This window comes from Thioalkalicoccus limnaeus (genome assembly GCF_041197575.1).
In the GTDB taxonomy this organism is placed as follows: domain Bacteria; phylum Pseudomonadota; class Gammaproteobacteria; order Chromatiales; family Chromatiaceae; genus Thioalkalicoccus; species Thioalkalicoccus limnaeus.
In genome coordinates, this window is sequence record NZ_JBDKXB010000002.1 from 98,209 (window position 1) to 121,842 (window position 23,634).

Sequence of the window (23,634 nt, forward strand, 5' to 3'; positions counted from 1 at the left end):
CGGGCGTCGTCGCTGGACGGCGACCGAACAGGTTTCGTTGGGAATGCTGATCCGTATCATACCGTAAGCGCCGTTGTCGGCAGCTACCCGCATCGTCGTAATGAAGAGAACGAGTCCTTGTCAAATCACGCACTGAGCCTCCAGGCTGACAGCCTGGTCTTGTACAAGATCCATCCAGCCCGCGTGTTGGCGGTCGGTGAGAAGATCGACATCGAACTCGAGGGGGGGCAAACGAAGCGCGTTCGCCCCAAGGACATCGAGGTGTTGCACCCGGGTCCACTGAGAAGTCTCGCGGATTTGGCGCCTTGCGAAGGCGAAATCGAGGAGGCCTGGTCGCTGTTGGAGGGCGGCGAGACGGATCTCAAGGAGCTGACCGAATTGATCTTCGAGGCCTACACACCGGCTTGTTGCTGGACCGTGTGGCGTCTGGTCGCGGCTGGGATCTATTTCACCGGATCGCCGCAGCGCATCCAGGTGCGGTCGCGCGACGAGGTCGAGCGTGATCGGGCCGAGCGTGCGGCGAAGGCGGCGGCCGAAGCCGAATGGCGCGCCTTCCTCGAGCGTATGGAGGCGGCCAGGCCGGCGCCGGAGGACTGCGCGCGTCTTGCCGAGGTGGAGCGTCTGGCTCTGGGCCAGAGCGAGTACAGCCGGATCTTGCAGGCCCTCGGACACCAGGAAACGCCTCAGAATGCGCACCGTGCGTTGGTGCGCTGCGGCTATTGGTCGCGCAACCACAACCCCTATCCCGCCAGGGCCGGGGTGCGCCTCGATGACCCGGTGTTGCCAGTGCCTGAGCCGGTGGATGAGCCGCGTCTCGACCTGACCCATCTACCGTCCTACGCCATCGATGACGAAGGCAACCAGGATCCGGACGACGCCATCAGCCTCGACGGTGAATGGCTCTGGGTCCATGTCGCCGACGTCGGGATGCTGGTCGCCGCCGATGGGGAGCTGGAACGCGAGGCGCGCGGGCGGGGCGCCAATCTGTACCTGCCCGAGACCGTGATCAATATGCTGCCGGTGGAAATCACGGAGCGACTCGGCTTGGGCTTGCAGTCGACCTCGCCGGCGCTATCGTTCGGTTTTCGTTGCTCGGAGGGTGGCGAGCCGCTCGACCTGCGGATCGAGCGAACCTGGATCCGAGCGCAGCGCTGGACCTATGGCGATGTCGAAGCGGTGATCGGTGATGAGCCGTTCGCGTCGATCGAGCGGTTTCTCGCACCGTTTCGGGCGCGTCGCGTCGAGCGGCGCGTCGCCAGTCTCGATCTTCCCGAGGTCAGTGTCCGGGTCCATGATGGGCGCGTCCTGGTGCGACCCTTGCCGCGGCTGCGCAGTCGCGATCTGGTGACCGAGGCGATGCTGATGGCGGGCGAGGCCGTCGCGCGTTTCTGCCATGAGCAAGCGCTGCCCATCCCCTTTGCCGGGCAGCCGATGCCGGAAGTCCAGGATTCGCCGACCGACCTGGCTGGGATGTACGCGCTGCGTCGCAAGTTCAAACCGACACGGATGGCGCGCGAACCCGAGCCGCACGCAGGCCTCGGATTGCATTTCTACACGCGCGCGACCAGCCCGCTGCGCCGTTATTCGGATCTCCTCGTGCACCAGCAACTACGCGCCTGGTTGCGCGGGGAGCCCTGTCTCGATGTCGAGACCGTGATGAGCCGGATCGCCGAGGCGGATATGGCCGGCTCCCAAGTCCGTCGCGCGGAACGGCTTTCGAACCAGCATTGGAAGCTGGTCTACCTGCGGGAAAACCCGGAGTGGCGAGGAGACGGTGTCGTCGTCGAGGTCGCGGAGCACAAAGCGACTGTGCTGATCCCCGAGTTGGCGCTGGAGGCCCGCGTTCGGTTGCGCGGCGAGACGACGCCGAACGCGCGAGTCAGCTTGATCCCGCGCGAGGTCGACTTGCCGGACCTGGCCGTTTACTTCAGCGCCAAAGGTCATTGAGGCCATGCTGACGCCGGTGGTGCCCGACCGCCAGTCGGCAGCGCATCTCGGCCCCAACCAGGCCGCCCGAGATGCCCCTGGCCGAGGGGCCTCCGCAGGTCGTCACGCGCGGAGGTCGGCACTCAGGCGCTCGCCGCGGCCGCTCAGGCGTTCCAGCGGCGCACCGATCCGGTATCGAGATGAACGAAATTCGAGCGGGAGTAGAAGCCGACACCGCCCCGTCCGAGGGCGGTTGCACAATCGCGGATCTGCCGGGTGCTGGTATCGGTGAGTCGCACATCGATGGCCTGGCCGGTCAGGTGGAGGCTGCGCTTGGCCACCCGACTTGAACTGGTGCGCAGCATCGCGTTCGTGCGGGGCGAGCGGTAGGCGCTTAGCACTTGATAGACGCCGCCGCGGCTGCCGAGATCGCGTTGCACATCGAAGAGCAGGTCGAGCAGCTTGGGGTCGATGGGTACGGAATCGCCTGTGCGGAAGTCGCGGAGGAAGTGATTGACCTTCTGGAGTTCGCTCCGCTGATAGTGTTCGCCGATGCGGTAGCAGACTGTCAGGCGTTCGTTGGTATGCTGATGATGGAATGACAGGACGTGTCGCGTGGAGTCGGTGGTACGGGCCAACACCGGCGTTGCGACGGCCGCCAGGGTCAGGCCGATAAAGATACGTCGGTTCATAGCTTCCCCCTCCAAAACATTGTTCTAACAGCGAGCACGGATTATAAGGGATCGAGCGAATAACGCAAACGTTGCGTCGCGCGATCACCTGGTTATCGTATTGGAAACATAACCGTCACACAGGCCGGTTAATCATTCGTTGAGCTGATACGGCCTATTCGTAGCGCACGGTGGCGCTCGGGCTCAATTGTCGCCTGCGTCATACTGCCTGTTGTAATTTGCCGAATTACTTATTGCCGTGTCTTAATCGCGCCGCAATAGTGACCTTTTCAACCCCGCGGTGGCCTCGTGTTAACTCCGTCACGATGTCCGTCGCCCCGAATTGGTTAGCCTTATGGAATACGAACTGCAACTGATCGAGCGCGAGCCGTGCCACCATGGTTTCCTCGCCCTCGCGCGTTATCGCCTCCGTCATGAGCTGTTTGGCGGCGGCTTGAGTCAGGTGCTGGCGCGCGAGCGTATCGAGCCGCTGGAGGCGGCGGCGATCCTGCTTTATGATCCGGCGGCGGAGCAGGTCGTGATGGTCGAGCAGTTCCGCATCGGGGCGCTCGAGGCGCAGGCGGGTGCCTGGTTGACCGAACCGGTCGGGGGCATGATCGGGCCGGGCGAGTCACCGGTCGATGTGGCGCGGCGCGAGGCGGACGAAGAGGCGGGGTGCCAGGTCACCCGGGTCGAGCCGATTTGTCGCTTCTATGTGAGCCCCGGCGTCTCGGCCGAGCGCGTGCATCTATTCTGCGGATGCTGCGCGGCGCCGGCCGATGGTGGCGTCCACGGGCTGGCGCACGAGGGCGAAGACATCCGAGTCGTGGTGCTGGACTTTGCCGAGGCCTTTCGGCGTGTCAGCGATGGACGGATCCAGACCACGACCGGGATCATCGCGGTTCAGTGGCTGGCATTACATCATCAACGGCTGCGGCGGGTCTGGTTGGGGCGATGAGCCAGGGCGTCGGGCCTTCGATTCGAGGGAGGGGCGATGGCGAGCGCAAGGGCCTTGTTGGCGATTCTATCGTGCCTGACTGTCGGCACCGCAGCGGCGGATGTTTACAAGTATGTCGATGCGCAGGGGGGCGTGATCTTCACGGACAAGCCGCTGACGCGCCAAGGCGTGACCTTGGAGTGGCGACGTTCGACGACGAGCCTGACGGCCGAGCATCAGGAGAGCGCGCAGCGGGTCTTGGCCCAGGCGCGCGTCCTGTCGTCGGCGCCGGCGAAGCTAGGTCGAACCGCCGCGCAGCGCCGGGCGGATTTCGATCCGATGATCCGTGCCAACGCAGCGCGCTACCGCCTATCTCCTGAGTTGCTGCACGCGGTGATTCGGGCCGAATCGGCGTACAATCCGGCGGCAGTGTCCCCGGCTGGGGCGACGGGCCTGATGCAGTTGATGCCGGCGACCGCCGAACGCTATCGGGTTCGCGACATCTGGGATCCGGCCGAGAACCTGCGTGGCGGTGCCGAGTATCTGCGGTACCTGTTGGACTTGTTCGATCAGGATCTGCGCCTCGCGTTGGCTGGTTACAACGCCGGCGAGAATGCGGTGATCCGTCATGGTCGTCAGATACCCCCATTCGCCGAGACGCAGACTTACGTGCGCCGAGTCTTGCAGTTCATGTGGGCCGAACAGGCCTCCTCGGGCCGCATCGCGATGCGCTGAGGACCTTCCGCTCTGGGACCGAGCTGGGGCGTTGCGGGTCGCGTTGGTTCCCTGGGCCGGGTTCGGTCTTGATCCAGCGTGGCGTGCCGACCCGGTGGCACCGATCGTTGGGTCGGCGCAGCCTGACGGGTTAGGATCCCGTCTTCGCTGAACCGGTTCGGAGGCCAGCGCATGCCTGATGCAGATGTGATCGTTGTCGGCAGTGGGGTCGGCGGCCTGGTGGCGGCTGGATTGCTCGCGCGCCATGGACGGCGGGTGCTGGTCTGCGAGAGCCACCGTGTCGCGGGCGGGGCGACGCACGGGTTCGAGCATCGGGGGTTCCACTTCGATGCCGGGCCGTCCTTCTTCTGGGGGCTTGGGAACCCGGCCTCGCTGAACCCGGTCAGCCAGGTGCTGGCGGCGCTCGGCGAATCGCTGGACAGCGTCGGCTACGATCCGCTCAACGTCTACCATCTGCCCGAGGGGCGATTCCCCGCGCATCGCCGAGGGATCGACTATCGCGCGGCCATCGCCGGGTTCAGCCCGCGCGGGGCCGTCGAATTCCAGGCGTTCGAGGGGCGTCTGTTGGACCTCTATCAGGCGCTGAAGGCGATTCCGATCATGAGTCTGCGCGCCGATTGGCGCCTGCTGCCGTATCTCATGCGTCACCATCCGTTGCCGTTGCTTCGCCTGACACCGCGCCTCAGGGCGATCTACAGCTCGGTCGGGCAACTGATGGATCGCTGCGTCACGGATCCCTGGACGCGTCGATTGATCGATCTGGAATGCTTCCTGATCACGACGCTGAAGGCCCATGACACGCCGACGCCGGAGATGGCCGTGATCTTCGGCGAGCGCGACCAGATCGAGGTCGACTATCCGCGGGGCGGCACCCAGGCCATCGCCGCGGCGCTGGTGCGGGCCTTGGAGCGCTGGGGAGGGACCTTGAGGACCCGGGCCCACGTGCAGCGGATCCTCGTCGAGCAGGGTCGGGTGCGCGGCGTGCGGCTGCGCAATGGCGAGGAGCTCAGGGCGCCGATCGTGATCTCCAACGCGACCCTGTGGGATACCCTCGAGACCTTGTTGGCCCCGACGGATGTCCCCGCGGCCTACCGCGCGGCGGCATTGCGAACGCCCACCGCCTCGAGCTTTCTGCACCTGCACTTGGGCATTCGCGCCGATGGCCTGACCGGCCTTCACCCGCAGCACGTCATCGTGCAGGATCCCGATCGAGATATCAGGGTCCCCGGCAATGTTTGCATGATCTCGATCCCGACCTTGTTGGATCCGTCGCTGGCCCCGCCCGGTCATCACGCGATTCATGCCTTCACGCTGGAGCCGTGGGAGGGTTGGCAGCGTGGCGAGGGGTATCGGGCCCGCAAGCAGGAGCGGGCGCAGATCATCTTCCGGGCGCTTACGCGGCTCATCCCGGACCTGCGGGAACGCATCGTCGTCGAAATGATCGGCACGCCGCTGACGCACGCGCGCTATTTGCGTCGCCACCGCGGGACCTACGGCCCCCTGATTCGCGCCGCCGACGGACTCTTCCCGAGCTGTCGCACGCCGGTGACGGGGCTTTATCGGGTCGGCGATAGCACCCGGCCGGGGGTCGGGGTACCGGCCGTCGCCGCCTCGGGGATTCTGTGTGCCAATACCTTGCTCGGGATGGACGAGGTGGCGTCTCTGTTATAGGCAGCTAGACGAGTTCTCGGATGGCGTCGTCGGCGTTAAGGCACCGGAACACCGTCGAGGATCAGGTCGGCAATGGCCTGATGATCGGTGCGCCCGGTCCGTTGGCTGCCGCTGTCGCCGAGTCGGTGGACCGTGCAGGGGGTCAGCACCGTCTGCACGTCCTCCGGCAACACGAAGTCGCGCCCGTCGAGCAGTGCCCAGGCCCGCGCGCTGCGCAGCAGGCCGAGCCCGGCGCGAGGTGACAGGCCATGCGGGAAATGGCCGCAGCGGCGGGTGAAGAGCAGGATCTCGTGGCAATACTCGATGATCGCTGGGGAGGCATGGACGCGATCGACGGTCGCTTGCAGTGCGAGCAGCTCGTCGACGCCGATCACCGCCGGTTGGCGTTCGATCATCGCGCGGCGATCCTCGCCGGCCAGCAGCTCTTTCTCTTGCTCGGCTGGGGGATACCCGAGCTCGATGCGCATCAGGAAGCGGTCGAGTTGCGACTCCGGCAGCGGGAAGGTCCCGACTTGATAGGCTGGATTCTGTGTCGCGATGACGAAGAACGGGCGCGGTAACGACCGTGTGGTCCCCTCGACGGTGACCTGCCGCTCCTCCATCGCCTCGAGCAGGGCGCTCTGCGCCTTCGGCGTCGCCCGGTTGATCTCGTCGGCCAGCACGAGTTGCGCGAAGATCGGCCCGGGGTGGAAGCGAAAGCGCTCCTCATGGCGTTCGTAGATGGAGACGCCGAGGATGTCGGCCGGCAACAGGTCGCTCGTGAATTGGATCCGCGTCTGGTGCAATCCGAGCAACCGTGCCAGCAGGTGAGCCAGGGTCGTCTTGCCGACGCCGGGGACGTCCTCGATCAGCAGGTGGCCGCGCGCGAGCAGGCAGGTCACGGCGAGCTTCAGCTCCGCCTCTTTGCCGAGCAGGACCGCGCCGGCGCTGGTCAGCAGCCGTTCCAAGTTCGCGGGTCGCTGTGTCGGGACCGGCCCCGAGCGGCCGAAGGGGGTCATGTTCCCGCTCTCCGAGTGCCGTGGGTCGCACCGGGTGCTCTGCGGATCGAGCGGCGTGGGCCTCGGATCCATGGCGGCTGAACGCCCCGGCTGTCGACCTCCTGGCGGTTCGAGATCGGGCAAATTCGAGTATTATTGTCGGCTTTCAATCGCATCCTGGCGTTGTCCATGTGGGCTGAACAGCACTATGACGTCATCGTCGTCGGTGGCGGTCACGCGGGGACCGAGGCGGCCCTGGCCGCGGCCCGCGTCGGCGCGCGCACGCTGCTTGTGACTCACAGCGTCGAGACCTTGGGCCAGATGAGCTGCAATCCGGCCATCGGCGGGATCGGCAAGGGGCACCTGGTCAAGGAAATCGACGCGCTCGGCGGCCTCATGGCCCAGGCGATCGATCGCGCCGGGATCCAATTCCGCGTGCTCAACGCGCGCAAAGGCCCCGCGGTGCGGGCGACCCGCGCGCAGGCCGATCGCGTCCTGTACCGGGCCGCGGTGCGCGCCGCGTTGGAGCAGCAGCCGAACCTGGATCTGTTCCAACAAGCCGTCGACGATCTGATCATCGACGCGGATCGGGTCACCGGTGTCACGACCAAGATGGGGTTGTCGTTTCGCGGCGCCACGGTCGTGCTGACGGTCGGAACCTTTCTCGGCGGGCGCATCCATATCGGTCTGTCCAATTATGAGGGTGGCCGCGCCGGCGATCCACCCGCGAACACGCTCGCGCGGCGGCTGCGGGAGCGTCCATTTCGTGTCGAACGGTTGAAGACGGGTACGCCGCCGCGGATCGACGGTCGGACGATCGACTATCGCCGGCTCGCGGTCCAGCCCGGTGACGAGCCGGTTCCGGTCTTCTCGTTCCTCGGCCAGCCCGAGGACCATCCGCGCCAGGTCTGTTGCCATATCGCTTACACGAATCCGCGAACTCACGAGATCATCGCCAGTGGTCTGTCGCGTTCGCCGCTCTATACCGGGATCATCGCCGGCGTCGGCCCGCGCTATTGCCCTTCGATCGAAGACAAGGTGAAGCGTTTCGCCGACAAGGACCGGCACCAGATCTTCGTCGAGCCGGAGGGACTGGAGACCAACGAGGTGTATCCGAACGGCATCTCGACCAGCCTGCCGTTCGATATCCAGCATCGGTTGGTGCGCTCGATCGACGGCTTCGAGCAGGCCCGGATCACGCGGCCAGGGTATGCGATCGAGTATGACTTCTTCGATCCGCGCGATCTGAAGCCTTCGCTCGAGACCCATTTCGTGGCCGGGTTGTTCTTTGCGGGCCAGATCAATGGCACCACCGGGTACGAGGAGGCGGCGGCACAAGGCCTGTTGGCCGGCCTCAACGCGGCGCGCCAGGCGCAAGGCCGCGAACCCTGGTGGCCGCGTCGCGACGAGGCCTATCTCGGCGTGCTCGTCGACGACCTGATCACGCGTGGCACGAACGAGCCGTATCGGATGTTCACCAGCCGCGCCGAATACCGATTGCTGTTGCGCGAGGACAATGCCGACCTACGGTTGACCGAGATCGGCCGCTCGCTCGGCCTGGTCGGCGAAGGCCGCTGGCGGGCCTTCGCGACCAAGCGCGAGGCCCTCGAGCGGGAGCGGGCGCGGTTGCGCGACATCTGGATTCGGCCTGGCGATCTGTCCCCAAGCGAAAGCGAGGCGCGTCTTGGCGAGGTCTTGCGCCGCGATACCCGGGCGCTGGATCTGCTGGCGCGACCAAAGGTCCGCTACGCGGGCCTGACGTCGATGCCCGGCGTGGGGCCAGGCGTTGCCGATGCCAAGGTTGCCGAACAGCTGGAGATTCAGTGCAAGTACGCCGGCTACATCGTGCGCCAACAGGACGAGATCGACCGTCATCGCGCGCAGGAGGCACAGGTGTTGCCGGACGATCTCGATTACGGGCAGGTCCGCGGTCTGTCGATCGAGGTCCGCGAGAAGCTGCAACGGCAGCGGCCGGCGACCCTCGGCCAGGCGGCGCGGATTCCCGGCATGACGCCGGCGGCGGTGTCCTTGCTGCTGATCCATCTGAAACGGCGTGCCGGCTGATGGGCTTGGATCCCGGAGCATTGCGTGACCGCCTCGATGCGGGCCTGGCCTGCCTGGGGTTCGATCCCGAGCTGGCCCAGCGCGAACGCTTGATCGACTATCTGATGCTGCTGGCACGCTGGAACCAGGCCTTCAACCTGACCGCTGTGCGCGACCCGCATGAAATGGTCGCACGCCACTTGCTCGACAGCTTGTCGATCGCCCCTTACCTGTCGGGCGATGAGGTGCTCGATCTCGGTACCGGTGCCGGCCTGCCGGGTCTGCCGCTGGCCATCCTCGATCCGCGGCGGTACTTCGTGCTGCTCGACAGCAACGGCAAGAAGATCCGCTTCGTCCGTCAGGCGGTGCTGACGCTGGGGTTGGACAATTGCGAGCCGGTTCAGATGCGCGCGGATGTGTATCGTCCCGCGAAAAAGTTCGCTACCATTGTCTCTCGGGCCATGACCAGTCTCGCCGAACTGCGGGCGATCGCGCTGGCCTTGACGGCCCGCCCCGCCCGCCTGTTGGTGATGAAGGGCCGCGAGCCGCACGAGGAATTGGCCGACCCCAGCTTGACCAGCAATGACGTCGTCGTGCATCCGTTGCAGGTGCCATTCGTCGAGGGTGACCGTCATCTGATCGAGATCCGTTTTCATTGAGCCAGCGCATGGTCCGCATCATCGCGATCGCCAACCAGAAAGGTGGAGTCGGCAAGACGACCACCGCGGTCAACCTCGCCGCGTCCTTGGCTGCGATGAAGCAACGGGTCTTGCTCGTCGATATGGATCCGCAGGGCAACGCGACCATGGGTTGCGGTGTCGACAAGGACGGCTTGGCCCATTCGGTTTGCGATCTGCTGCTCGGTGACATCCCCGCCGAGTATTGTCGTTGTCGTGTCGACCAACCCGAACCTGGTTTCGATCTCTTGCCATCGAACGGCGACCTGACCGCGGCCGAGGTCGGGTTGCTCGAGGATCCGCGGCGCGAGAGGCGGCTGAGCCAGGTGTTGGCGGGGATCCTCGATGACTACGACCTGGTGATCATCGATTGCCCGCCCTCGTTGAACATGCTCACGCTGAATGCGCTGGTTGCGGCACATGGCGTGTTGATCCCGATCCAGTGCGAGTATTACGCGCTCGAAGGGCTCTCGGCGTTGCTCGGGACCATCGGCCAAGTCCGGGAGTCCCGCAATGGGGGGTTGCGGATCGAGGGCATCCTGCGGACGATGCACGACCCGCGCAACAATCTGGCCAACGAGGTCTCTACGCAGCTCATCACGCATTTCGCCGACCAGGTCTACCGAACCATCATCCCACGCAATGTCCGTCTGGCCGAGGCCCCGAGTCACGGTTTGCCGGTCCTGCTTTACGACAAGGCCTCGCGCGGGGCCATCGCTTACATGGCCTTGGCGAGCGAGGTGTTGCGGCGCCACGCGGTCCCGCAGCCGGCGACGTGACGAGCCGCAACCGAGGACAACGACGATGTCTGTGAAGAAACGGGGGCTTGGGCGAGGGCTCGATGCGCTGCTCGGCGGGGTGCGAGATCTCGAGCCGGTGCCGGCCGATGCCGCGGCCGGTGGGATGTCGGCGCGTGCCGCGGAGGCCGTCACGCGTCTGCCCGTCGACCTGATCCAGCGCGGCCGTTACCAGCCGCGGCGAGAGTTCAACCCGGAGACGCTGCGCGAGCTGGCCGATTCGATCGCCGCGCAGGGTGTCATTCAGCCGATCGTCGTGCGCCCGGTCGCCAGCGGGCGCTATGAGATCATCGCGGGTGAGCGGCGCTGGCGCGCGACCCAGCAGGCCGGTCTGGCCGAGATCCCGGTCGTGATCCGCGACGTCGATGAATCCACGGCGATCGCGATCGGCCTGATCGAGAACATCCAGCGCGATGACCTCAATCCGCTGGAAGAGGCGGGTGCGATGGATCGTCTGCTTCACGAATTCGGCCTGACCCATCAGCAGGTGGCCGACGCGGTGGGCAAGTCGCGGACCACGGTTACCAATCTGTTGCGCCTGTTAGAACTCAACGACGATACCAAAGAACATCTCGAGGCGGGCCGTCTGGAGGCCGGACATGCACGCGCGCTGCTGGGGCTCAAGGGGCCGGAGCAGAGTCTCGCGGCGCGCCAGGTCGTCGACCAGGGCCTGTCCGTGCGCGAGACCGAACGGCTCGTGCGCCGCATGCAGCTCGCTGCCGATGGCCAGGCGCGTGTCCGCAGCCAGCGCGTCCGATCGATCGATCCGGATGTCCGCCGCCTTCAAGACGACCTGACCGACAAGCTCGGCGCCCAGGTGCAGATCCTGCCCGGCTCCAAGGGGCGCGGCAGGCTCGTCATCGCCTACAACAGCCTCGATGAGCTGGACGGCATCCTGGCCCATATCCGGTAACCGGCTCGCCAGACAGCCTGTCGGCTCTGGCATCCGGTGTGCAGCCAGGCCGCAAAAAAACCCACGGTTGCGTTGACCCCCTCATCAGCGACCCCCTATAATCCGCGCTCGGCAAGGAGAGGGGCTTTTGCCACTTTTAGAACCAATGCGACAACCTGACGCGGCGCAGGTCAAAAGGGTCCTGAAGATTCAATTCATTACGGCCCTGGCGGCCGTGCTATTCGGGTCTTTCTTCGGTCTGTCCGTTGCGTTGTCGGTCCTGATCGGGGCCGGCGTCTGTCTCCTGGCAAACACGGTCTTCGCCCTCTGGGTCTTCCGAGATTATCGCGCGGAGGAGCCCGGCGGGCTATTGATGCGTTTTTACGGTGCCGAGGTGGCCAAGATCGCGATCATCCTGGGCCTTTTCGCCGTAGCCTTCGTGACCATCGAGGGGCTCAATCTGCTGGCGCTGCTCGGCGGCTATTTCGTCGTCCAGGTCCTGCCGCCGGTGGTTGCTGCTCAATTGGACGCCCGAGCGATTAAATGAGATATCTACGATGGCTTCTTCCGACATCCTGACCTCGCAAGAATATATACGGCACCATCTGACAAATCTCACCTTCGGGCTGCACCCCGAGCGTGGCCTTGCGATCGCCCATGACGCGCAGGAGGCCGCCGAGATGGGGTTTTGGGCGATCCATCTGGATACGCTGTTCTTTTCGGTGTTGCTCGGCGGTCTCTTTCTGTGGTTCTTTCACAAGGTCGCAAAGGCGGCGACCAGCGACACCCCGGGTCCGGCACAGAACTTCGTCGAATGGATCGTCGAATTCGTCGACCAGAATGTCCGTGGTTCCTTCAGTGGCACGAATCCCCTGATCGGGCCGCTCGCGCTGACGATCTTCGTCTGGGTCTTCCTGATGAACCTGATGGATCTGGTTCCGGTCGATTTGGTGCCACATCTCTTTGCGCAGACGATGGCCCTCCTGTTCGGCGCCGATCCGCATCACGTCTATCTCAAGATCGTGCCGACGACCGACCCCAATGCCACGTTCGGCATGGCCCTCATGGTCTTCATCCTGATTCTGTATTACAGCATCAAGATCAAAGGGGTTCGGGGCTTTGCCGGGGAGTTGACCCTGCAGCCATTCGGCAAATGGGGCATGCCGGCGAACCTGTTGCTGGAAGGCATCAGCCTGTTGTCGAAGCCCGTCTCGCTGGCGCTGCGGTTGTTCGGCAACCTCTATGCGGGCGAGATGATCTTCATCCTGATCGCGGTGATGTACAGCGCGGGTCTCGTGCTCTTCGCGACCGGGATTGTCCTGCATCTGGCCTGGGCGATCTTCCACATCCTGATCATTACCTTGCAGGCCTTCATCTTCATGGTGCTGACCATCGTCTATCTGGACATGGCTCATCAAGAACACCATTGACCACCTTTTTCGATCACCATCCTTTACTGACAAGACGGGAGTACACATGGAACTCGCACAAGCCATTCAGTTGGTCGCGGCTGGTCTGATGTTGGGTTTGGGCGCGCTCGGCGCGGCGGTCGGCATCGGCGTCCTCGGCGGGCGCTTCCTCGAAGGGGCGGCGCGCCAGCCGGAACTGATCCCGATGCTGCGTACCCAGTTCTTCATCGTCATGGGTCTGACCGACGCGCTGCCGGTCATCGCCATCGCGATGGGCCTCTACGTGATGTTCGCTGGCTAAGCCCAAGCCGGCCAACGGCCGGTTTGACGCTTCTCGTCTCCAACGAGGAACACAGATGAATATCAATATGACGCTGTTTGGCCAGATGTTCGCGTTCGCGCTGTTCGTCTGGTTCTGCATGAAATTCGTATGGCCACCGATCATGACTGCCTTGCAGCAGCGCAAGGACAAGATCGCCGAGGGGCTGGCCGCTGCGGAGCGTGGTCATAAGGAGCAGGAGCTCGGTCAGCAGCGGGCTCTGACGCTGATGAAGGATGCGAAGGCCCAGGGTGCCGAGATCGTCAATCAGGCCCAGCGTCGCGCGACCGAGATCATCGAGGAAGCGAAGCGCGATGCGCGCCTCGAGGGTGAGCGCCTGATCGTCGCGGCCAAGGCCGAGATCGATCGCGAGGCCAATCGCGTGCGCGAGGATCTGCGTGAGCGGGTCGGTCAGTTGGCGCTTTCCGCCGCCGAGAAGATCCTGCAGAAGGAGGTCAATCCGGCGACTCACAAGCAGATTGTCGATTCCTTCGCCAAACAATTGTAGGACGATAGGTTATGGCCGGAGACATCACCACCATTGCGCGGCCTTACGCCGAAGCGGTCTTCAAGCTGGCACGGGAAGCCAACGCCGTCGACGCCTGGAACGAAGCGCTCGTTCAGCTCGCGGCGATCGCGGCCGACCCGGAAATGGCGCGGCAGATCGCCAATCCGACCGTTCCGCGGGAGCGGTTGTGTGATTTGATCCTCGACGTTTGTGGTTCCTCTCTCCCAGGACCGGCGCGGAATCTGGTCAGGGTGCTTGGGGAGAACGCCCGCCTTGGGGCCATCGGCGAAATCGCGAGGCTGTTCGATGATCTCCGGACCAAGCAACGCGGGCTCCGCCAAGTGACGGTGCGCAGCGCGTTCGCGCTCGACAAAGCCGAACAGCAGCAGCTGGCCGAGGTCCTGAGGAATCACTTGGGCGCCGAGATCGAGCTGACCGTCGAGGAGGATGCCAGCCTGCTGGGCGGTGTCGAGATCCACGCCGGGGACCTGGTCATCGACGGCAGTGTGCGCGGCAAACTGCGGCGCCTGGCCACCCAAATGCAATTCTGAACGGGAAACCGCCATGCAACTCAATCCCTCTGAGATCAGCGATCTCATCAAACAAAAGATCGAGCAGTTCGAGCTGAAGACGGAGGCCCGGACCGAAGGCACCATCGTCAGCGTCACGGACGGCATCATTCGAGCCCATGGGCTGTCCGATGCCGTATCGATGGAGATGCTGGAGCTGCCGGGCAACGCCTTTGCGCTTGCGCTCAACCTGGAGCGTGATTCGGTCGGCGCGGTGGTCCTCGGTGGCTACACCCACCTGTCCGAGGGCGATTGGGTCCGGTGCACCGGCCGCGTGCTCGAGGTCCCTGTCGGCGAGGAGCTCCTCGGGCGCGTCGTCGATCCGCTCGGCGCACCGATGGATGGCAAAGGGCCGATCAATGCCAAGGCGACATCGCCGATCGAGAAGGTCGCGCCCGGCGTCATCACCCGCAAATCGGTCGACCAGCCGATGCAGACCGGCTTGAAGGCGATCGACTCGATGGTCCCGATCGGCCGTGGTCAGCGCGAATTGATCATCGGCGACCGGCAGACCGGTAAGACGGCGGTTGCGATCGACACCATCATCAACCAGAAGGGTACCGGCGTTAAGTGCATCTATGTCGCCGTTGGCCAAAAGAACTCCTCGATCGCGGCGCTCGTGCGCAAACTCGAGGAACACGGCGCGATGGAGCACACCATCGTCGTCGCCGCGCCGGCGGCCGATTCCGCAGCCATGCAGTACATCGCACCCTATTCCGGCTGTGCGATGGGCGAATATTTCCGGGATCGCGGTGAGGATGCGCTGATCGTTTACGACGATCTGACCAAACAGGCCTGGGCCTATCGCCAAGTCTCGCTGTTGTTGCGCCGACCGCCAGGTCGCGAGGCCTACCCGGGTGATGTGTTCTACCTGCACTCGCGGTTGCTCGAGCGTGCCGCGCGGGTCAACGCCGAGTATGTCGAGCAGATCACCAACGGCGAGGTCAAGGGCAAGACCGGATCGCTGACGGCCCTGCCGATCATCGAGACCCAGGCCGGTGACGTGTCCGCCTTCGTTCCGACGAACGTGATCTCGATCACCGACGGGCAGATCTTCCTCGAGACGGACCTGTTCAACGCCGGCATCCGTCCGGCGATCAACGCGGGCCTGTCGGTGTCTCGGGTCGGTGGCGCCGCCCAGACCAAGGTCGTCAAGAAGCTCGGTGGTGGTATCCGCCTTGCGCTGGCTCAGTATCGCGAGTTGGCGGCCTTCTCGCAGTTCGCGTCGGATCTCGATGAGGCGACCCGCAAGCAGCTCGAGCGCGGCCAGCGCGTGACCGAACTGATGAAGCAGCGCCAGTACGCGCCGATGAGCGTCGGCCAGATGGCGGTCAGCCTGTTCGCGGTCAACGAGGGCTATCTCGACGATGTCGACGTCAAGAAGGTCGTCGACTTCGAGAGCGCGCTGCAGGGATACATGAAGAGCGCCCAGGCAGCGCTGCTGGAGCAGATCGACTCGACCGGTGACTACTCCGACGAGATTCAGCAGGGCCTTCACGCCGCCCTGAAGGATTTCAAGGCGACCAACACCTGGTAGTCCAAATCGGGGTCGTGGTCCGGCCCGGCGGTGCCGTCTGCCGCTGGGTGGGCGTGACCGATTCGACGACGTCCATGCGGTGCGGCGGCCAAGGTTCGCGGACACGGGTCCCGAACCTGCCCCCGCCGCCAGCTCGGAGCTGAGAGACAATGGCAGGCGCCAAAGAGATACGTTCCAAGATCAGCAGCATCAAGAGCACGCAGAAGATCACGAAGGCGATGCAGATGGTCGCCGCGTCGAAGATGCGCAGGGCCCAGGATCGCATGGCGTCCTCGCGCCCGTACGCGGAGAAGATGCTGCGGGTCATCCACCACCTGTACCATGCGTCGGCTGAGTATCGTCACAGCTACATGGATACCGGCCGGCCGCGCAAACGCATCGGCTACATCATCGTGTCGTCCGATCGCGGGCTATGTGGTGGTCTCAACAGCAACCTGTTCCGCCGCTTGATCGCCGACATGAAGGTTCAGCGCGAGGCCGGTGTCGAGGTGGCCTTCTGCACCATTGGCACCAAGGCGCTTGGCTTCTTCCGGCGCTTCGGCGGCAACGTCATGGGGCAGGTCACGCATCTCGGCGACAAGCCGCACATCGAGGATCTGATCGGCACCGTCAAGGTCATGCTCGACGCCTATGTCGCGGGCGAGATCGACGCCATCTACATCGCCTTCAATACCTTCGTCAACACGATGACGCAACGGCCCACGATCGAGCAACTGGTGCCGCTGAACGCCGAATCCGAGGCCGGACGGACGCACCACTGGGATTACATCTACGAACCCGATGCCCGGGCCGTGCTCGACGCCCTGTTGACCCGGTATATCGAATCGCTGGTCTACCAGTCGGTGGTCGAAAACGGGGCCTGCGAGCAAGCCGCGCGGATGGTCGCGATGAAATCGGCGACCGAGAACGCGGGCAACCTGATCGACGAGTTGCAACTCGTCTACAACAAGGCTCGTCAGGCCGCCATCACGCAGGAGATCTCCGAGATCGTCGGGGGCGCGGCGGCGGTCTAGACCGTCGGGTGGTACGGCCCCGGCTGGGTCCGTCTGGTCAGAACAGAATCAATGACGCATCCAAACAGCCGCAAGGCGATATGAGGAAAAGTTATGAGTTCCGGTAACGTGGTGGAAATCATCGGGGCCGTCGTGGACGTTCAGTTCCCGCGCGATGCGATGCCGAAGGTCTACGATGCGTTGAAGATCGAGGAAGTGGGTTTGACCCTCGAAGTTCAGCAGCAGCTTGGCGATGGGGTGGCCCGGACGATCGCGATGGGCTCGACCGACGGCCTGCGGCGCGGCCTGAGCGTCACGAACACGGGCGCTCCGATCCGTGTGCCGGTCGGTACAGCGACTCTGGGGCGCATCATGGATGTCCTTGGAGAGCCGATCGATCAGAAAGGGGCCGTGGGCAGCGATGAGCGGTGGTCGATCCATCGCCCGGCCCCGAAGTTCGAGGAACAGGCCGCGTCGACCGAGGTCTTGGAGACCGGCATCAAGGTCATTGACTTGATCATGCCGATCGCGAAGGGCGGCAAGGTCGGTCTGTTCGGGGGCGCGGGCGTTGGTAAGACCGTAACCCTGATGGAGCTGATCCGCAACATCGCCGTCGAGCACTCGGGGTACTCGGTGTTTGCCGGCGTCGGCGAGCGGACGCGCGAAGGCAACGACTTCTACCACGAGATGACCGAAGGCGGCGTGCTCGACAAGGTTGCACTGGTCTACGGCCAGATGAACGAACCCCCGGGCAACCGCCTGCGCGTCGCCTTGACCGGTCTGACGATGGCCGAGTTCTTCCGCGAAGAAGGCCGCGACGTGCTGATGTTCATCGACAACATCTATCGCTATACGTTGGCCGGTACCGAGGTCTCGGCGCTGCTCGGACGTATGCCGTCCGCGGTCGGTTATCAGCCGACCCTGGCCGAGGAGATGGGGCGTCTTCAGGAGCGGATCACCTCGACCCGCACCGGCTCGATCACGTCGTTCCAGGCGGTCTATGTTCCGGCCGACGACCTGACCGACCCGTCACCGGCGACGACCTTTGCGCACTTGGACGCGACGCTGGTGCTGTCGCGGCAGATCGCCGAGCTCGGCATCTATCCGGCGGTCGATCCGCTCGACTCGACGAGCCGTATCCTCGATCCGAACGTCGTCGGTCAGGAACACTACGAGACGGCGCGCGCTGTGCAGGGCATCCTGCAAAGGTACAAGGAGCTCAAGGACATCATCGCGATCCTCGGCATGGACGAGCTGTCCGAAGAGGACAAGCTGGCCGTGGCCCGCGCCCGGAAGATCCAGCGCTTCCTGTCCCAGCCGTTCTTCGTCGCCGAGGTCTTCACCGGGTCTCCTGGCAAGTACGTGCCGCTTCAGGAGACGATCGCGGACTTCAAGGCGATCGTCAATGGCGAGTACGATCACCTGCCTGAGCAAGCCTTTTATATGGTCGGCTCGGTGGCCGAGGCCGTGGCCAAAGCTGAGAAGATGTAAGCCTGCGGGGAGTCTGTCATGCCCATGACGATACATGTCGACATCGTAAGCGCCGAAGGGGCGATCCACTCGGGCCTCGCCAACATGGTCTACGCCCCCGGCGAGATGGGCGAGCTTGGCATCGCACCGCGTCATACACCGCTGATCACGCGGCTCAAGGCCGGGGACGTCCGGGTCGAAACCCAAAACGGCGAGATGGAGCATTTTTACGTCTCGGGCGGCATGCTCGAAGTGCAGCCCGATGTGGTCACGGTGTTGGCCGACACGGCGCTGCGCGCTCGCGATATCGACGAGGCTGCCGCGCTCGAGGCCAAGCGGCGCGCCGAGGACGCCCTTGCCGGGCAGGCGGCCGAGTTCGAATATGCGAAGGCCCAGGCCGAACTGGCCGAGGCGATCGCTCAGCTGCGGGCGATCGAAAAGCTGCGCAAGATGAAAGGCGGTTGATCGGCTCCACGTCGGCCAGCAGACCGGGCCCCGCTTCGCGCGGGGCTTTTCGCTTTGGCCCCGACGGTCCAACCGCGCGGCGGTGGGGCCGACACCTGAAGGGCGGCGCATGCGGCGGCGACTCGACAGGACGGCTGCGATCGATGAGCGGCCGTCGGAGCCGCGTCGGCGGCCGCGACGCGCACCGCGCCAAGCTGATAAACTTTCAGTCGAGTAGGTAGCTTCCATCCTTCGGCTGACTCGATTAGGTGCACCAGGGAACACCGTCCATGTCCGACCAGGTCATCGCCCTCGGTAAGTTCGTTTCGCTGACCTACAGTATCCGGGACGAGGCCGGCAATCTGCTCGAGCAGACGGATCTTCCCGTTGGATATATTCACGGTGGTCAGACCGAACTGATCGGCGGGCTCGATCAGGCTGTCGTCGGCAAGCGCGTCGGCGACCAGGTCGAAATCCGCCTCGCGGCCAATGACGCCTTTGGGCCGCGTGACCCGGATTTGACCTTTACCGACGACGTCGACAATGTCCCGCCGGAGTTTCGTTTCGTCGGTGCCGAGATGCCGATGCAGAATGAATCCGGTGATGTCCGGACCTTCTATGTCACGCGCATCGATGACGGCGTGCTGACCGTCGACGGCAATCACCCGCTGGCTGGAAAGGCCCTGCATATCTCCGTCCGGGTCCAGGAGGTGCGTGATCCGACCGAACAGGAGTTGGTGGCCGACGCGCGGTTCTCTCCATCGGGATCCCTGCATTAGAGGTGATGTGCGAATGATGCTCGGAGTGGCTCTGCTGGCGGCGGGGCAGGGCAAGCGGATGCGCTCGGCGTGGCCGAAGGTGTTGCATCGGTTGGCCGGCCGGCCGTTGCTGGCCCATGCCTTCGAGGCGGCCAGTTCGCTGCAACCCGAGCGCATCTGTATCGTTTACGGCCACGGCGGGGATCTGGTGCGCTCGCAGATGAGCGAACTCGACTGCGTCTGGGTGGAGCAGGCGGAACAGCTCGGGACCGGCCATGCGGTCCGTCAGGCCATGATCCGTTTGGCCGATCTCGATCGGGTATTGGTCTTGTACGGTGATGTCCCGCTGATCGAACCCGAAACCCTCGCGCGCTTGGTGGCGCTCGCGGAGGATACGTCATTGGCCTTGCTGACGGTCCGGCTTGCGGACCCAACCGGTTACGGGCGGATCGTCCGCGATCGGCAGGGCCGCGTGCAACGTATCGTCGAGCACGGTGACGCGAGCGCCGAGGAGCAGGCGATCGACGAGGTGAACACCGGCATCCTGATTGCGGATCGCGCCAGGCTCAACGATTGGCTCGGCCGGATCGGGACCGCGAACGCTCAACGTGAGTACTACCTGACCGACGTCATCGGCTTGGCGGTCGAAGATGGCGTCGCCGTCGCGACGACCGCGCCGGCCCGTCACGAGGAGGTGGCGGGCGTCAATGATCGCATCCAATTGGCCCAGCTCGAACGGCTCTACCAGCGGCGGCTCGCCGAAGATCTGATGCGCGATGGTGTTGCGCTCGCCGATCCGGCGCGGCTCGACATCCGGGGGCGGCTGCTGGCCGAGCGGGACTCCTTCATCGATGTCAACGTCGTCGTCGAGGGTGAGGTGCGGCTCGGCGAAGGTGCCCGGATCGGCCCGAATTGCCTGTTGCGGGATTCGGTCATCGGTGCCGGCAGCGAGATCCTGGCCAACAGCGTCCTCGAGGGTGCGCGGATCGGTGTCGGCGCGCGGGTCGGGCCCTTCGCTCGTTTGCGGCCGGGTACGGAATTGGGGGATGCCTCCCGTGTCGGCAATTTCGTCGAGATCAAGAAATCGGCGATCGGGTCCGGCAGCAAGGTCAACCACCTGAGCTACATCGGCGATGCGCGGATCGGCAGCGATGTGAACATCGGCGCCGGCACCATCACCTGCAATTACGATGGCGCGGCCAAGCATGAAACCCGGATTGGCGATGGCGCCTTCATCGGCTCCAACAGCGCCTTGGTGGCACCCGTCGAGGTTGGCCCAGGGGCCACGATCGGGGCCGGTTCCGTGATCACGCGCGATGCGCCGCCCGAGTGTTTGACGCTGGCGCGTGGACGCCAGGTCACGCTGGATAACTGGGTCCGGCCACGAAAGCCATCGAAGAAGCCATAGGGGAGACGGTCTATGTGCGGCATCGTCGGAGCGATCGCGCAACGTCCGGTCGCGGCCATCCTGCTCGAGGGCCTGCGGCGCCTCGAATACCGGGGCTACGATTCGGCAGGTATCGCCGTGCTCGGGCCGGACCGAGAGCTGCGGCGGATTCGCACGCTGGGCAAGGTGGCCCGGTTGCGCGACGAGGTCGAACGGCAGCCCTTGCCCGGCACCCTCGGGCTGGCCCACACCCGGTGGGCGACGCATGGCGAACCCGCGACCCGCAACGCCCACCCCCACCAGTGCCGCGATCGGTGCCTGCTCGTGCACAATGGCATCATCGAGAATCACGAGATACTGCGGCGTGCGCAACTGGAAGGCGGGCACCGGTTCACGAGCGAGACCGATACCGAGGTCATCATCCACGCGATCTTCGATCAGCTCGCCGCCGGTCGCGGTCTGGTCGACGCGGTGCGCGGCGCGACGGACCTGCTGGTGGGTGCCTACGCGCTCGGCGTCATCGACACGCAGGATCCGGAGCGTCTGGTCGCGGCCCGGAAGGGCAGCCCCCTCGTCATCGGTGTCGGCTTCGGCGAGCACTTCATCGCCTCCGATGTGGCGGCACTCCTTCCGGTCACCCATCGCTTCATCTTCCTCGAGGAGGGCGATGTCGCCGACTTGACGCGTGACACGCTACAGATTTGGGATGCATTGGGTCACCCGGTCGTGCGTCCCGTCCGCGAGTCGACGATCCCATTGGACTCGACCGAGCGCGGTTCTTACCGCCACTTCATGTTGAAGGAGATCCACGAGCAGCCGCGCGCGATCGCCGACACGCTCGAGGGACGCCTGACCGCGACCCGGGCCTTGCCGGAGGCCTTCGGCAATCAGGCCGAGACCCTGTTCGCCGGGATCCGTGCGGTCACGATCGTCGCGTGCGGCACCAGCTATCACGCGGGTCTCGTTGCGCGCTCCTGGATCGAAGGGTTGGCCGGGATCCCATGCCAGGTGGAGATTGCGAGCGAGTACCGCTATCGCCGCCACGTGGTCCCCGACGGCGGTCTGTTCGTCGCGATCTCGCAATCCGGTGAGACGGCCGACACGCTGGCAGCGCTGCGGTTGGCCAAGGAATCCGGTTATGCCGCGCTCTTGGCGATCTGCAACGTCCCCGAGAGTTCGCTGGTGCGCGAGTCGGACCTGGTGTTGCTGACCCGGGCCGGTCCCGAGATCGGCGTGGCCTCGACGAAGGCCTTCACGACCCAGTTGGTCTCGTTGCTGCTGCTGACCCTGGTCCTGGGGCGTAGCCATGGACTCGACGAGGCGACTGAAGCGCGCGCGGTGGCGCTGTTGCGTTCCTTGCCGGCCCGGCTCGAAGAGGTCTTGGCGCTCGATGACGCGATCGCGCGGTTGGCCGAACAGTTCGTCGAGAAGCACCATACGCTGTATCTAGGCCGCGGCGAGCAATACCCGATCGCGCTCGAAGGCGCATTGAAACTCAAAGAGATCTCTTACATCCATGCCGAGGCCTACCCCGCCGGTGAGCTCAAGCATGGTCCGCTCGCCTTGATCGACGAGGACATGCCGGTCGTCGCGGTGGCGCCGAACAACGCCTTGTTGGAGAAGCTCAAATCCAATCTTCAAGAGGTTCGGGCGCGTGGTGGGCAGCTCTATGTCTTCGCCGACTACCATGTGGCCATGGATGAGGTCGACGGCGTCACCGTCGTGAAACTTCCCGAGACCGACGACCTGATCGCTCCTTTGGTCTTCGCGATCCCGATGCAATTGCTCGCCTACCATGTCGCGGTCCTAAAGGGTACCGATGTCGATCAGCCGCGTAACCTCGCAAAATCCGTGACCGTCGAATGACATCAGCGCGACCGGCGATCCAATTCTCGGACGCGAATCCCTGTTGACGACCCGCGCAAGCACCGGGTCGGCCAACCAGGCGTCGAGCCTTTTCGGTCCGCTCCACGACGCGGTCGGCTCGGCAGCGAACCTCGGTAGTGGCCAGTGCAGCGACCAGATGCAAGCGGTCAAGCCGATCAGCAGGGCGGCATGAGCCTGATCGATATCGCCCGTCGGCTCCGCGACGAGGTGGCGATCCTCTCTTTCCGTCCCCCGGTGGCCTATGTGTACAACCCGCTCGCCTACGCCTGGCCGGCCCATGAGGCCTATCTGCGCCGCTTCGGCGGCGGCCGGCCGCAGGTCGTCCTGCTCGGCATGAACCCGGGTCCCTTCGGGATGGTCCAGACCGGCGTCCCGTTCGGCGATGTGACCATGGTGCGCGACTGGCTCGGCATCGAGGCCGCCGTCGGCCGTCCGGAGCGCGAGCACCCGAAGCGGCCGGTGACAGGTTTTCGCTGCCCGCGCGGCGAGGTCAGTGGTCAGCGGCTCTGGGGCTGGGCGCAGGCCCGGTTCGCGACGCCGGAGCGCTTTTTCGCGCGCTTCTTCGTCGTCAACTACTGCCCGCTTGCCTTCCTCGAACAGGGTGGGCGCAACCGCACGCCGGATGCCTTGCCAAAGGCCGAGCGCGGCCCGCTGTTCGCCGCCTGCGACCGGGCACTGCGGGCGACCGTCGAGACGCTCGCGCCCGAGTACGTCGTCGGCATAGGCCAGTTCGCCGCGGACCGCGCCGCCGGCGCCCTCGGTGGCCTCGACCTGAAGCTCGGGAGGATCCTGCATCCAAGCCCGGCGAGCCCGGCGGCGAACCGCGGCTGGGCGCGACTGGCCGAGGCGGAGCTTCGCGGGTTGGGCGTGGCGCTGCCGGAATAGGCGGCCGACGGGTGCCGCGCTGGAAAAGCGCGAGTCGGCAGCAATGGCCTGCGCGAGCCTGGCACGACGTGACTGGAGCCGAGCGGCTGGCTGCGCTATGTTAGCGCCAGCCGGTCGAGACCGATATCCAAGCGCCAGCCGGT

23 protein-coding genes are annotated in these 23,634 nt (G+C 65.0%); 21 read left to right on the forward strand and 2 right to left on the reverse strand.

What is annotated here, in order from left to right:
• The first annotated feature begins 117 nt into the window (after nt 1-117).
• Nucleotides 118-1,947 carry an RNB domain-containing ribonuclease gene (locus ABC977_RS02045; protein ID WP_369665568.1) on the forward strand — a complete coding sequence of 610 codons (1,830 nt, stop codon included), beginning with the start codon at nt 118-120 and terminating at the stop codon, nt 1,945-1,947.
• Between the two features lie 143 nt (nt 1,948-2,090).
• Here the strand turns inward: ABC977_RS02045 and mepK are convergent, their stop codons facing one another.
• The gene (mepK, locus tag ABC977_RS02050) at nt 2,091-2,618 is read right to left on the reverse strand and encodes a peptidoglycan L,D-endopeptidase MepK (RefSeq protein WP_369665569.1); all 528 of its coding nucleotides are present in this window, start codon (nt 2,616-2,618) and stop codon (nt 2,091-2,093) included.
• Between the two features lie 334 nt (nt 2,619-2,952).
• Here mepK and ABC977_RS02055 point away from each other — a divergent pair, with 334 nt between their 5' ends.
• The 3 genes from ABC977_RS02055 (at nt 2,953) to ABC977_RS02065 (ending at nt 5,940) form a co-directional block, all read left to right on the forward strand.
• Complete coding sequence (locus ABC977_RS02055; protein WP_369665570.1) at nt 2,953-3,555, forward strand: NUDIX domain-containing protein; 603 nt, start codon at nt 2,953-2,955, stop codon at nt 3,553-3,555.
• 36 nt (nt 3,556-3,591) lie between these two features.
• Nucleotides 3,592-4,269 (forward strand): lytic transglycosylase domain-containing protein, encoded by a 678-nt coding sequence (locus tag ABC977_RS02060; RefSeq protein ID WP_369665571.1) that lies wholly within the window; start codon nt 3,592-3,594, stop codon nt 4,267-4,269.
• A 171-nt stretch (nt 4,270-4,440) separates the two neighbouring features.
• The gene (locus tag ABC977_RS02065) at nt 4,441-5,940 is read left to right on the forward strand and encodes a phytoene desaturase family protein (protein ID WP_369665572.1); all 1,500 of its coding nucleotides are present in this window, start codon (nt 4,441-4,443) and stop codon (nt 5,938-5,940) included.
• Between the two features lie 35 nt (nt 5,941-5,975).
• Here ABC977_RS02065 and ABC977_RS02070 read toward each other — a convergent pair whose 3' ends face one another.
• Complete coding sequence (locus tag ABC977_RS02070; RefSeq protein ID WP_369665573.1) at nt 5,976-6,938, reverse strand: AAA family ATPase; 963 nt, start codon at nt 6,936-6,938, stop codon at nt 5,976-5,978.
• 168 nt (nt 6,939-7,106) lie between these two features.
• Here ABC977_RS02070 and mnmG point away from each other — a divergent pair, with 168 nt between their 5' ends.
• The 17 genes from mnmG to ABC977_RS02155 all read left to right on the forward strand — a co-directional run bounded on the left by mnmG (nt 7,107) and on the right by ABC977_RS02155 (nt 23,491).
• Nucleotides 7,107-8,981: a tRNA uridine-5-carboxymethylaminomethyl(34) synthesis enzyme MnmG gene (gene mnmG / locus ABC977_RS02075; protein ID WP_369665574.1), complete on the forward strand. Its 1,875-nt coding sequence runs from the start codon at nt 7,107-7,109 to the stop codon at nt 8,979-8,981.
• Nucleotides 8,981-9,619: a 16S rRNA (guanine(527)-N(7))-methyltransferase RsmG gene (gene rsmG, locus ABC977_RS02080; protein ID WP_369665575.1), complete on the forward strand. Its 639-nt coding sequence runs from the start codon at nt 8,981-8,983 to the stop codon at nt 9,617-9,619. The genes mnmG and rsmG overlap by 1 nt, the downstream gene beginning before the upstream one ends.
• 8 nt (nt 9,620-9,627) lie before the next feature.
• Nucleotides 9,628-10,416: a ParA family protein gene (locus tag ABC977_RS02085; RefSeq protein ID WP_369665576.1), complete on the forward strand. Its 789-nt coding sequence runs from the start codon at nt 9,628-9,630 to the stop codon at nt 10,414-10,416.
• A 25-nt stretch (nt 10,417-10,441) separates the two neighbouring features.
• The gene (locus ABC977_RS02090) at nt 10,442-11,347 is read left to right on the forward strand and encodes a ParB/RepB/Spo0J family partition protein (RefSeq protein WP_369665577.1); all 906 of its coding nucleotides are present in this window, start codon (nt 10,442-10,444) and stop codon (nt 11,345-11,347) included.
• A 145-nt stretch (nt 11,348-11,492) separates the two neighbouring features.
• Complete coding sequence (locus ABC977_RS02095) at nt 11,493-11,873, forward strand: ATP synthase subunit I (RefSeq protein WP_369665578.1); 381 nt, start codon at nt 11,493-11,495, stop codon at nt 11,871-11,873.
• A 10-nt stretch (nt 11,874-11,883) separates the two neighbouring features.
• Nucleotides 11,884-12,756: a F0F1 ATP synthase subunit A gene (gene atpB / locus ABC977_RS02100; protein ID WP_369665579.1), complete on the forward strand. Its 873-nt coding sequence runs from the start codon at nt 11,884-11,886 to the stop codon at nt 12,754-12,756.
• A gap of 46 nt (nt 12,757-12,802) precedes the next feature.
• Nucleotides 12,803-13,036, forward strand: a complete 234-nt coding sequence (gene atpE, locus ABC977_RS02105; protein ID WP_369665580.1) for a F0F1 ATP synthase subunit C — start codon at nt 12,803-12,805, stop codon at nt 13,034-13,036.
• Nucleotides 13,037-13,091: 55 nt separating this feature from the next.
• Nucleotides 13,092-13,562 (forward strand): F0F1 ATP synthase subunit B, encoded by a 471-nt coding sequence (locus ABC977_RS02110; protein ID WP_369665581.1) that lies wholly within the window; start codon nt 13,092-13,094, stop codon nt 13,560-13,562.
• 11 nt (nt 13,563-13,573) lie between these two features.
• Complete coding sequence (locus tag ABC977_RS02115; protein ID WP_369665582.1) at nt 13,574-14,113, forward strand: F0F1 ATP synthase subunit delta; 540 nt, start codon at nt 13,574-13,576, stop codon at nt 14,111-14,113.
• Between the two features lie 13 nt (nt 14,114-14,126).
• The gene (atpA, locus tag ABC977_RS02120; RefSeq protein WP_369665583.1) at nt 14,127-15,668 is read left to right on the forward strand and encodes a F0F1 ATP synthase subunit alpha; all 1,542 of its coding nucleotides are present in this window, start codon (nt 14,127-14,129) and stop codon (nt 15,666-15,668) included.
• A gap of 149 nt (nt 15,669-15,817) precedes the next feature.
• Nucleotides 15,818-16,681, forward strand: a complete 864-nt coding sequence (gene atpG / locus ABC977_RS02125; protein ID WP_369665584.1) for a F0F1 ATP synthase subunit gamma — start codon at nt 15,818-15,820, stop codon at nt 16,679-16,681.
• A 93-nt stretch (nt 16,682-16,774) separates the two neighbouring features.
• Nucleotides 16,775-18,151: a F0F1 ATP synthase subunit beta gene (gene atpD, locus ABC977_RS02130; protein WP_369665585.1), complete on the forward strand. Its 1,377-nt coding sequence runs from the start codon at nt 16,775-16,777 to the stop codon at nt 18,149-18,151.
• 18 nt (nt 18,152-18,169) lie between these two features.
• Complete coding sequence (locus tag ABC977_RS02135) at nt 18,170-18,595, forward strand: F0F1 ATP synthase subunit epsilon (RefSeq protein ID WP_369665586.1); 426 nt, start codon at nt 18,170-18,172, stop codon at nt 18,593-18,595.
• A gap of 269 nt (nt 18,596-18,864) precedes the next feature.
• Nucleotides 18,865-19,353, forward strand: coding sequence for an FKBP-type peptidyl-prolyl cis-trans isomerase (locus ABC977_RS02140; RefSeq protein ID WP_369665587.1), 489 nt, complete (start codon nt 18,865-18,867; stop codon nt 19,351-19,353).
• A 13-nt stretch (nt 19,354-19,366) separates the two neighbouring features.
• Complete coding sequence (glmU, locus tag ABC977_RS02145; RefSeq protein ID WP_369665588.1) at nt 19,367-20,740, forward strand: bifunctional UDP-N-acetylglucosamine diphosphorylase/glucosamine-1-phosphate N-acetyltransferase GlmU; 1,374 nt, start codon at nt 19,367-19,369, stop codon at nt 20,738-20,740.
• Nucleotides 20,741-20,752: 12 nt separating this feature from the next.
• The gene (gene glmS, locus ABC977_RS02150) at nt 20,753-22,585 is read left to right on the forward strand and encodes a glutamine--fructose-6-phosphate transaminase (isomerizing) (RefSeq protein ID WP_369665589.1); all 1,833 of its coding nucleotides are present in this window, start codon (nt 20,753-20,755) and stop codon (nt 22,583-22,585) included.
• Nucleotides 22,586-22,774: 189 nt separating this feature from the next.
• Entirely contained in the window at nt 22,775-23,491 is a 717-nt protein-coding gene (locus ABC977_RS02155; RefSeq protein WP_369665590.1) for a uracil-DNA glycosylase family protein, read from the forward strand.
• The last annotated feature ends 143 nt before the right edge of the window (nt 23,492-23,634 follow it).